Origin of the sequence: Lujinxingia vulgaris (assembly GCF_007997005.1) — a bacterium.
Taxonomy (GTDB): domain Bacteria; phylum Myxococcota_A; class Bradymonadia; order Bradymonadales; family Bradymonadaceae; genus Lujinxingia.
The window spans coordinates 86,109-95,567 of sequence record NZ_VOSL01000147.1 but is presented as its reverse complement, the minus strand read 5'-3'; the positions used below and the strand labels follow the sequence as shown (position 1 = coordinate 95,567).

Sequence of the window (9,459 nt, the reverse complement as noted above, 5' to 3'; positions counted from 1 at the left end):
CGGCACCCGTACCGCGCGCCGACCTCCGGCGTGGGCCTCCTCCAGGCTCAGGTCCAGGCGCACGCGCACATCCGCGCCTCGCCGCGCCCGCGCCTGCGCGCGGCCGACGCTGCCAAAGACCGAGTTAAAGATCTCGAAGATATCCCCGAGCCCCTCAAACGAGGGCCCACCCATGGTGTTGACCCCGCCGATGCGCCCGGAGCGATCGTAGGCGGCGCGTTTGGCCGGATCGCTGAGCACCTCATAGGCGTGCGCGAGCTCCTTGAAACGCTCCTCCGCGCTGGCGTCGTCGGGGTTCTGGTCGGGGTGGTAGCGCAGCGCGAGCTTGCGATAGGCCGCTTTAATCGTCGCCCCATCGGCGTCGCGTCGCACGCCCAACACCTGGTAAAGATCTGCCTTCATAACACCGAATCGAAAAGGGTTGCCGCCGGAAACAACCGGGCCCCGGGGGTCTGCGTTGCCAACCTCCGGGGCCCTCAAACTATTCTCAACCTGAGCAAGCCAGCGGACTCACTCCTCGACCGCAGCAGCGCCGTCGTCCATCGAGGCATACATCAGCTCGGCCAGACGGTAGGCACCGGCTTCCAGGGTCGCAACGATCGTGTCGAGCTCCTCGAAGGTCGCGTCCTCAATGAGCTCTTTGATGGTGGTGATATCCGCCATCAGGTCGTTGCGCTCTTGCTCGGGCATCATGCTGCCGAACTCCTCCAGACTGCGCTCGGTGGAGTAGAGCAGCCCCTGCGCCTCGACGCGGCGCTGGGTGAGCTCTTTGGTGAGCTGATCCTGCTCTTCGTTGGCCTGCGCCTCAGCGATGAGGCGCTCGATATCCTGATCGCTCAAGCCCCCGTCAGCCACAATGTTAACCGACTGCTCCCGGCCGGTGGCCTGGTCACGGGCCGCGGCGGTGACAATGCCGTTCTCGTCGATGTTAAACGTCACCTCAATGCGCGGCACACCTCGGGGCGCCGGCGGAATGCCCGTGAGTTCAAATACCGCCAGGCTCTTGTTATCGGCGGCCATCGAACGTTCGCCCTGAAGCACATGCACCCGCACCATCGACTGGTTGTTGATGCTCGTGCTGAAGACCTCGCTGTAGCTGCAGGGCACAGTGGTGTTGCGCTGGATCATAGGCGTGAACACCCCGCCGGCGGTCTCCACACCCAGCGTGAGCGGGGTGACGTCGAGGAGCAGCACATCGGTGAGCTCGCCGCGCACGATGCTGCCCTGCACCGCCGCGCCCATCGCCACCACCTCATCGGGGTTGACCGAGGTGTCGGGACGTTTGTTGAAGAACTGCGCCACGCGCTTTCGCACCCTGGGCATACGCGTCATGCCGCCGACCAGCAGCACCACGTCAACCTCATCTCGGCTCACGTGCGCATCCTGAAGGGCGGTGCGACAGGGGTCGAGGGAGCGCTCCACCAGGTGGTCGACCAGCTCCTCGAGCTTCTCGCGGGTCAGGGTGGCTTCCAGGTGCAGCGGGCCCTCATCACTCATGTGAATAAAGGGCATGTTGATCTCGGCCTCTTCGGTGCTGGAGAGCTCGCACTTGACCCGCTCGGCGTCCTCTTTGAGGCGCTGCAGAGCCATGGGCACCTCCCGAAGATCCACGCCGTGCTCATCTTCAAAGGTGTCGGCCAACCAGTCGATGATGGCGTTATCGAAGTCCTCGCCGCCCAGGTAGGTGTCGCCCGAGGTGGAGAGCACGCTGAAGACCCCGTCGGAGAGCTCCAGAATCGAGATATCGAAGGTGCCGCCGCCGAGGTCGTAGACGGCCACCTTCATGTCGCTGGTGTCGGTGCGCGCAAGGCCGTAAGCCAGCGCCGCGGCGGTGGGCTCGTTGACGATACGCAGCACATTGAGGCCCGCGATGCGCCCGGCGTCTTTGGTCGCCTGACGCTGGGCGTCGTTGAAGTACGCGGGCACCGTGATCACCGCGTCTTCGACCTCCTCGCCAAGATGATCTTCGGCGATGGACTTCATCTCTTTGAGGATCAGCGCCGAGATCTCCGCCGGTGAATAATCTTTATCCTGAGCACGCACCCAGGCGTCGCCGTTGGGGCCCTCCACAATGGGGTAGGCGCAGCTGCGCTTGGCCTGCTCGACATCGGGCGCGTCAAACCGACGACCGATCAAGCGTTTGACCGCGTAGATCGTGTTCTCCGGGTTGGTCTGCGCCTGACGCTTGGCCACCTGCCCGACAATCCGCTGGCCGTCGTCGGTAAACGCCACCACCGAGGGCGTGGTGCGCGTGCCCTCCGCGTTGGGGATCACGATGCGCTCGCCATTGGCGATCACACACACGCAGCTGTTGGTCGTCCCTAAGTCGATGCCGATCGTAAATGCCATGCGTCTCGCCTCATCCGAGATTCAAGGAAGTTGGTCCTACCGCTGCTCAGTCCTGAGCGGCCGCGCCCTCATCGCTATCGTCCTCAGGCTCGCTGGCCGCTTCGACCTGGTCTTCGTCGCCGGAGTCTTCAGTCTGCGGGGCGTCGATGCGTTTTGCAACAGCGACCAGCGCCGGGCGCAGCAGTCGGTCATGCAGGAAGTAGCCTTTCTGGTACTCTTCGACGATCGTACCGGTATCAAATTCAGTGCTCTCAACCTGCTGAATCGCCTCATGGCGCTGCGGGTCAAAGAGCTCCCCTTTCGATACGAAACCCTGCACACCGTACTTCGCGAGCGCGTTGACGATCTGCTTGTAGACCATCGTCACCCCGTCGACGATCGAGGCCGGGTCCTCTTTGCCTTCGGCGTGCTGCAAGGCGCGCTCCAGGTTGTCGACGGCCGGGATGAGGTCGGAGACAACCTTGTCGATGCCGTATTTGCGCAGGTCTTCTTTCTCGCGATCGGCGCGGCGGCGGTAGTTCTCCAGATCGGCCACCGAGCGCATCAGCTTATTCTTGAGCTCGTCGCGCTCTTCGCTGACCTCGTTGAGACGGGTGCGGGACGCCTCGAGTTCGGCTCTTAACGCTTCCTGCGCTGCCTCGTCCTCGTCATCCTCTGCGTCGCTGTCGTCGTCCCCGGCGTCGGAGTCCTCGTCACCCACCACGATGACCTCTTCGTCATCGCCATCCTCATCCGGGCTCAAGAAGAGGTCATCGTCGAGGTTCTCGCTCTCCTCCTCATGACCTGCGGGCTCTTCGGCCCCGGTGGCTTCGGTGCTGACTTCGGTGGGTTCGTCCATCGATTCGTCGTGCTTCTCGTTCTCAGTCAAGGCGCGCTCCTCATTGAGACACAAGCTGGACGAGTCACGCCATTGCGCGCGCTCGCCCCAGATCAGGTTGAAAAGGAAGGGTTGTTGTAGCCGTTTAGCTCAGCTCATCAAGCTCTTTCGATAGCATACGGGCGGTATGCTCGACTAGAGGAATGATCCGGGCGTAGTTCATGCGTAAAGGCCCCAGAACGCCGACCAGGCCGACCTGTTCGCCCTCACGGTAGTAGCCGCAGGCGATCAGGCTGAGGTCATCACCCAGGTCCAGCCCCAGCTCCGACCCGATAAGCGTCTGAACCTTACGCGCCTCGCAGATACGGTCGAGCACATCGAGCACCCGCTCCTTATCTTCGAGCGTGCGAAGGACCTCACGCACCCGGGCGATGTCATGGGCCAACTCCCCGAAGTCGAGCACGTTGAGCTGCCCCTCGACATAGAGCTCAGCGCCGGTCGCCAGATCGAGCACCTGCTGGCTGAGCGAGAGCGCGCGGCGCACGTAACTTCGGTAGCGCGATTCGCTCGCGGCGAGCTCCTGACGCACACGACGCCGCACCTCGACGAGGCTTCGGCCGACGACCAGCTCGGAGAGGTAGTTGCGCATCCGCTCGATGGAGTGGCGCTCCACGGCCTCCTCCATGCGGACCACGCGGTTGAAGACGCGGCCATCTTCGGTGATGAGCACCACCAGGATGCGACGCTCCGAGAGCCAGGAGAGCTGCACATCACGCAGGCGCGCGGCGGCCAGGCGAGGCGTTGAGACCAGGCTCGTCAGATGTGAGATCTGGCTGACAAGCAACCCGGCGCTGCGCGCCATCTGTCCCACGTCGTCGGCTTCCAGCTCCGAGAGGGTCACCATCCAGTCGGCATGCGGACCGGTGACCACCGCGCCGGTCGCCACCAGGTGGTCAACATAGAGGCGCATGCCGCTGGCCGTGGGCACCCGCCCGGCCGAGGTGTGAGGTTGATGAAGAAGCCCCAACCCCTCAAGTTCCGCCATCACATTGCGGACGGTAGCCGAGCTCACCGAGATCGTCTCGGCGCGCGAGACAGCCGCGCTGCCCACAGGCTCGCCGGTGCGGTTGAAGAGCTCAACCACCTGCACCAGGATCTTGATTTGCCGTTCGCTAAGCAATGTCACGACGTCGTCTCGGGGCGTAGTCGATCGGAGCGGCGATGCTGCCGCGTTGCACTCAAGAGCCCTAAACCCGCAGGCGTGCACGAGGATTCCTCGACGCTACGGGCTGACGCTGACACGTGTCAATCTGCGCCGGTCGCCGACGCCCTGGCCCGGCGCGCATCGCGGCGCCACAGCCAGGGCGCGCGCGCCATCACCCAGGCACCTGGCAGCACGATCACCAGCAGCTGAAGCACATGAACAAGCACGGCAAAGACGGCGACCTGCGCGGCCAACAGGCTCACTTCAAGGTCCACAAAGAGTCCGAGCCCCTGCGACATAAAGAACTCGAAGTTGCCCGCCATCGCCGGGCCGGCCGGGACCATAATACCGATGACGAGCACCGCCATCACCGTGGCCATCTCCCAGAGGTTGACCTCCAGATCAAAACCCAGCGCGAGCAGCGCCCACATCGAGAGCGCGTTGGTGCTCCAGTAAAGGGCGGTCGCGGCCAGAAATCGCCCCAGGTTTTGACCATCGACAAGGGACTTAAAGCCCTCGACAAAGCCCATCAAAAGCCCCGAGACGCCGGAAGCGAGTTTGGAGGACACCCGCCCCAGGGTCTGCTCCACGATCACCTCGGCCCAGTGGCGGCGGGTGTAGGCGATGATGCACATGATCATCGCCGGCAAGAAGATCATCAGCGCGATCAGCCCCGCCCCCCGCGCAAACGCCACCGGCGCCTCGCCCTGGTAGGTGGAGAGGGCCAGAAAAAGCAGGCCGGTGATGATCAAGCCGTCCATCACCCGCTCCACCACCGCGGTGGCCAGCAGCCCGGAGGCCGGAAGGCTGGAGCTGCGCGAGAGGACCACCGGCCGCACAAACTCCCCGAGCCGCAGCGGCAGGAGCACAATGGCCGTAAACCCCAGCGTGCAGGCCTGATTGACCATCGAGGTGGAGACGTCCCCCAGCGGTCGCACCAGGTAGTTCCATCGCCAGATGCGCGCGCCGTGACAGATGGTGTAAATCGCCACAAAAGCCAGCGACGCCACGCCAAGCCGACCGTAGTCCGCGCTCGCCAGGTAGGCGCGCACCTCGTCGAGGGGCAGCCCGCGGGCGGCGAGCCAGAGGAAAAAGAGGCCGATCAACGAGGCGACCCCGAAAGAACCCGCGATGCGAGCCGCCCCGGACATCTTCGAGCCGGACTGTGTCATTCACCAAGTTCGCGTTTGATGCGGTCTTTGAGGCCCTTAAGATCGCGGTCGACTTCCATGCGCTGGAAGCGCTCTTCGATCTGCGAGCTGCGCTCGGAGGTGGCCGCCCCACCCTCATCGCCGGCCTGCGGCGCCCCACCACGCGCGGCGCTCTTGAGCTTCTCTTTCTGACGGCGGATGTCAGCGAGCTCCTGGACCAGGGGCCCGGCCTCATCCTGATAGCCACGCAAGATCGCGCGGGCCTCGTCCTCCAGATCCTTTTCGTTCCACTCCCGGGCAAGCTCCAGGCGGCCTCGCCAGCGCTCCTGGTGCTTTTCCAGCTCCTCGAGGCGGCGCTCGCACTCGCGCTCGCTCAAGATCAACTGCGCGAGCTGCTCGCGGGCTTCCGCCGCGCTGATGGTGGCACGAGGGGCCTCCGGCCGGCTGCGCGGCGGAGGCACCACCAGCGCGCCTTTCTCACCGGCCTCACTCCCGGCGCTGCCCGTCGCGCCTGGCGAAGCGCTCGGGGTCTCGGCTGACGTCGTGGAGCCGGCGTCGGCGCCGGCGCTTCGACCGATGCTCTCAAAAGGACCGGCCGCCGGGGCCTGCTCACCGGCGGGCGGCACCTCGGGTGACGCTGGTTTGCGCCAGACTTCGCGTGACGAAAGCGCCGCCATCAGCGCGTCGACGACCCGGGTGTTGGCCTCCCCGTCGCGCGCCTCCAGAAGTTGCTCACGCAGATCTTTTAAACGTTGCGGCTCGGTAAAGCGGTCAAGCTCACTGCCCAGGCGCAGCACATCGCGGACGCGGCCGGCCAGCCCGCGCTGCTGCAGCGCTTCAGCCTCGACGTCCGCCGCCTCACTCGTGCCCAGCAGCAACGCCGGCGTTCCGCAGACCATGACATCGGCCAGGTAAGGATCATCACCGGCAGCGAGGACCAGATCAGCGGCCACCACATAACGCTCCAGGTCGGCGACCTGCCCGAACATGGAGGCCGGCAACCCGTACTGATCCGCCGCGCGCCGCAGCGTCGCGGCGACCGCACCGTCGCCTCCATGATGGAAGATCACGCGCGCCTGACGGTCCATCAGCGTGCACTGAAAGACGAGCTTCTCCAGGGTGGCGTGATCGATGTGTTCGGCGCGCACCAACACCACCAGACTCTCGGAGAGCCCGAGCTCCGCGCGCGTGGCGTCGCGCTCCGGGGCGTTGAGGCTCTGGGGGCGCACCACCGGTCCGGCCACCTGCACCCGATCCGCACGCGCGCCCTCCCCTTCGAAGGCCTCCGCCGTCTTCGCGTCGGGCACCACAAAACCATGCACCGAGCCGGCAAACCACGCCGTGGAAGCCACGTGCTCATGCACAAGGCCGACCTGAACCGCGCCCACCCCGGTGAGACTCTCGATGACGCTGAGCGCCCGCACAAAACGCGGGCTCGTGAGCACGAGCACGTCGGGGCGAGCCCGGCGCAGCGCGCCGATAAAGTCCTCGTCGCCGGCATGGCCGCGGGTGGCCACCCGAATGCCTCGCAAGAGCCGCTCGGCGCCGCCGGCCAGCGCCTCACGCGCCGCCGTGCCCAGCACCTCGGTGATCGAGACCAGCTCGGCGTCCACACCGCGGCCCTTCAGCCCCTGAACCACCGCCTCGTACGCGCCCTCGCGCGAGCGCTGATCCGAAAGAATCCAGATGCGCCCGGACTCGCCAGAAGATGCCTCGTCGATGACCTCAGTCATACTCTCGCTCCTCAAGGCGCCGGGCCTGCTCGCTCCCCCGGTCGCCGCATTCAGGGATCAGGTAACTCGATAACTAAAAGACGTTGTTCAGTACTCGTAGAACTTATCGAGGAAGTCACCGATCTGGGTGACATCCATCGACTTGCAGAAATACCCGTTGATCTCGTTATCGACACAGAACTGCTGGAGACGATCGGCGTCCATGTCGCTGTAGGCCACGATCACCATCTCATCGTAGTCCACCGAAGCGCGCAGCGTCCCGAGCAGGTCGTCGATGTTAAGGCGATTCATCGCCACGTCGATCAACAAAATCTCGGGGCGCTCATATTCGATCTTTGAGAGCGCACCGTTGGGGGTGGCCAGATGCACCACCTCGTATCCCCCGCCCCCCTGGAGGCTCTGCTCAACCTCCATCACATCGAGGATGTTTTCATCGAGAATCATCACTTTGCGACGAGACTCCATCGCTGCCTCCTGACACGTCGTTGGTTCGACACCTGAGACGCAACGAATCGTTACGCCGACTGCGGGCCACACCCTAAGCTGCCCCCCCGCACATCGTCAAAGAAATCGGAGGGTCAGGGGCACACCCGACCATGATCGCCACTTCCCCGCCGAACGCAACCCGATTCCGGGGAGAAACGCGCCGGGCGACGCGCATGAAAAAACCCCGATGAAACGAGGTTCATCGGGGCTTCTTCGACACGCTGAGTTGTGAGAGGCGGCGACCGGATTCGAACCGGTGATCAAGGCTTTGCAGGCCCATGCCTTACCACTTGGCTACGCCGCCAGCGCAGGATTTGAACTAACACCGCCCCGGGGGGCTGTCAACGATGTTTGTGCCCGCGATCCGCATTAAAGTCAACGTCGCCCTGTGCTCCGGCGCTGCGTTGACCCGGGGGCGGCTCCGGGTGCAGACTCCGCAGCGCATCTAACCCCTTGAAAGGACAGCAGGGATGACGGTTGCACTACTTATAATCATGACGGCGGTCGCGCTCGGAGCGCTGGCGCTCTTTTTTTCGTACCATCGCCGCGAGCTGCGTCGGCTGCAGCGCCACCACCGCGCCGAGCTTGAGCAGGCCGACGACGATCACAGCCGCCGCGTCGAACGCCTGGGCCGAGAGCACAGCCAGGAGCTGCAGTACGCCCACCACCCGGTGGTCCGCGACCTGCTGCCAGCCCTCGACGCGCTGGATGAGGGGCTTCGTCACAGCGCCCCGGACTCCGAGAACGACGCGCTCTATGAGGGCCTCAAGATGGCGCGTGGGTCGCTGGTGCAAGCGCTGGCGCGCCATGGGATCGAGCGCATCGAACCTGGCCCCGGCGAGCCTTTCGAGCCTCAATGGCATGAGGCGGTTAGCACCCGCGTCAGCGACGAGGTGCCCGCGGGAAGCGTGCTCAGCTGCCTGCGCGCGGGCTACCGCCATCAGGATCGTCAGCTGCGCGCGGCGATGGTCGAGGTGGCCTCCGATCAGCGCTTCGACGCCCCATCATCCCCGGCGGCGGGCTCGTCTTCGGCGGACGACTCGTCATCGGGCGGCGAGCCGGACTCCATCTCTTCGGCGGCCACTTCAGGCTCGGACGCCTCGGACTCCCCTTCCTGATCCTCGGCCGAGGCCTCCCGCGAGGTGTCTCTGCCAAAGATATCGAGCGAGACCTGCTCATACTGGGTGGAGCGCGTCGAGGTCAGCGGGCCGACCTCGACCGAGCTGTTATAGAGTAGCACGGCCACACGCAAGGTCTCGCGAAGCAAACGGTCGACGACCTCGGCCTCCACCTCATCCTCGGCCACCACGTAGAGGGAGCGGTTGCCCAGGCGCAGCGAGGTGACTTTCTCGGCGAGCGCCACCATGCGCTCACGCAGGTTGGCGTCGAGCAGCGCCTCGATCTTCTCGGAGGCAGCCTCACTGACCATGGTCGCAAAGCGCGCGTCAAAGGCCTCATCCCCGGTGCTCACCGCCACCAGCCCGCGCCCCGGGAGCACACGCCCGTTGCTTCCTTTGCGGCGAATCTTCATCGGCTGGCGCAGCACCTTTGGGAACCGCACCGAGAGGCGATACGCGTCGCGCTGGGGCTCGTCCCAGAGCTCGCCGCGCACCCGGAAGCCGTTGAGTTCGCCGCGCATACCGATGACGTGGGACTGAAAGATCGAGGTCTCCCAGACGTGGTCGAGCCCCATGCGATCGGTAAAGGTGCGCACGTCGC

Annotated in this window: 8 protein-coding genes and 1 tRNA gene; 1 reads left to right on the top strand and 8 read right to left on the bottom strand. The window is 65.0% G+C overall.

The features are described 5' to 3' along the window. The 8 genes from FRC96_RS21060 to FRC96_RS21025 all read right to left on the bottom strand — a co-directional run. Positions 1-402 (bottom strand): DnaJ domain-containing protein (locus FRC96_RS21060; RefSeq protein ID WP_146977525.1); only part of this gene is annotated, 402 nt, incomplete at its 3' end. A 108-nt stretch (positions 403-510) separates the two neighbouring features. Next, positions 511-2,349 carry a molecular chaperone DnaK gene (gene dnaK / locus FRC96_RS21055; protein ID WP_146977524.1) on the bottom strand — a complete coding sequence of 613 codons (1,839 nt, stop codon included), beginning with the start codon at positions 2,347-2,349 and terminating at the stop codon, positions 511-513. Positions 2,350-2,395: 46 nt separating this feature from the next. Beyond that, a complete protein-coding gene (gene grpE, locus FRC96_RS21050; protein ID WP_146977523.1) occupies positions 2,396-3,217 on the bottom strand; it encodes a nucleotide exchange factor GrpE in 822 nt (273 codons plus the stop codon). Positions 3,218-3,311: 94 nt separating this feature from the next. Continuing rightward, on the bottom strand, positions 3,312-4,352 hold the full coding sequence (gene hrcA / locus FRC96_RS21045; RefSeq protein WP_230470544.1) for a heat-inducible transcriptional repressor HrcA: 1,041 nt from the start codon (positions 4,350-4,352) through the stop codon (positions 3,312-3,314). Between the two features lie 119 nt (positions 4,353-4,471). Further along, the gene (locus FRC96_RS21040) at positions 4,472-5,542 is read right to left on the bottom strand and encodes a lysylphosphatidylglycerol synthase transmembrane domain-containing protein (protein ID WP_146977521.1); all 1,071 of its coding nucleotides are present in this window, start codon (positions 5,540-5,542) and stop codon (positions 4,472-4,474) included. Then, positions 5,539-7,254: a hypothetical protein gene (locus FRC96_RS21035; protein ID WP_146977520.1), complete on the bottom strand. Its 1,716-nt coding sequence runs from the start codon at positions 7,252-7,254 to the stop codon at positions 5,539-5,541. Before FRC96_RS21035 ends, FRC96_RS21040 begins: the two co-directional genes overlap by 4 nt. 87 nt (positions 7,255-7,341) lie before the next feature. Continuing rightward, complete coding sequence (locus FRC96_RS21030) at positions 7,342-7,719, bottom strand: response regulator (RefSeq protein ID WP_146977519.1); 378 nt, start codon at positions 7,717-7,719, stop codon at positions 7,342-7,344. Between the two features lie 254 nt (positions 7,720-7,973). Beyond that, positions 7,974-8,044, bottom strand: a tRNA-Cys gene (locus tag FRC96_RS21025). Between the two features lie 166 nt (positions 8,045-8,210). Between FRC96_RS21025 and FRC96_RS21020 the strand changes: the two genes are divergently transcribed. Next, positions 8,211-8,858 carry a nucleotide exchange factor GrpE gene (locus FRC96_RS21020; protein WP_146977518.1) on the top strand — a complete coding sequence of 216 codons (648 nt, stop codon included), beginning with the start codon at positions 8,211-8,213 and terminating at the stop codon, positions 8,856-8,858. The last annotated feature ends 601 nt before the right edge of the window (positions 8,859-9,459 follow it).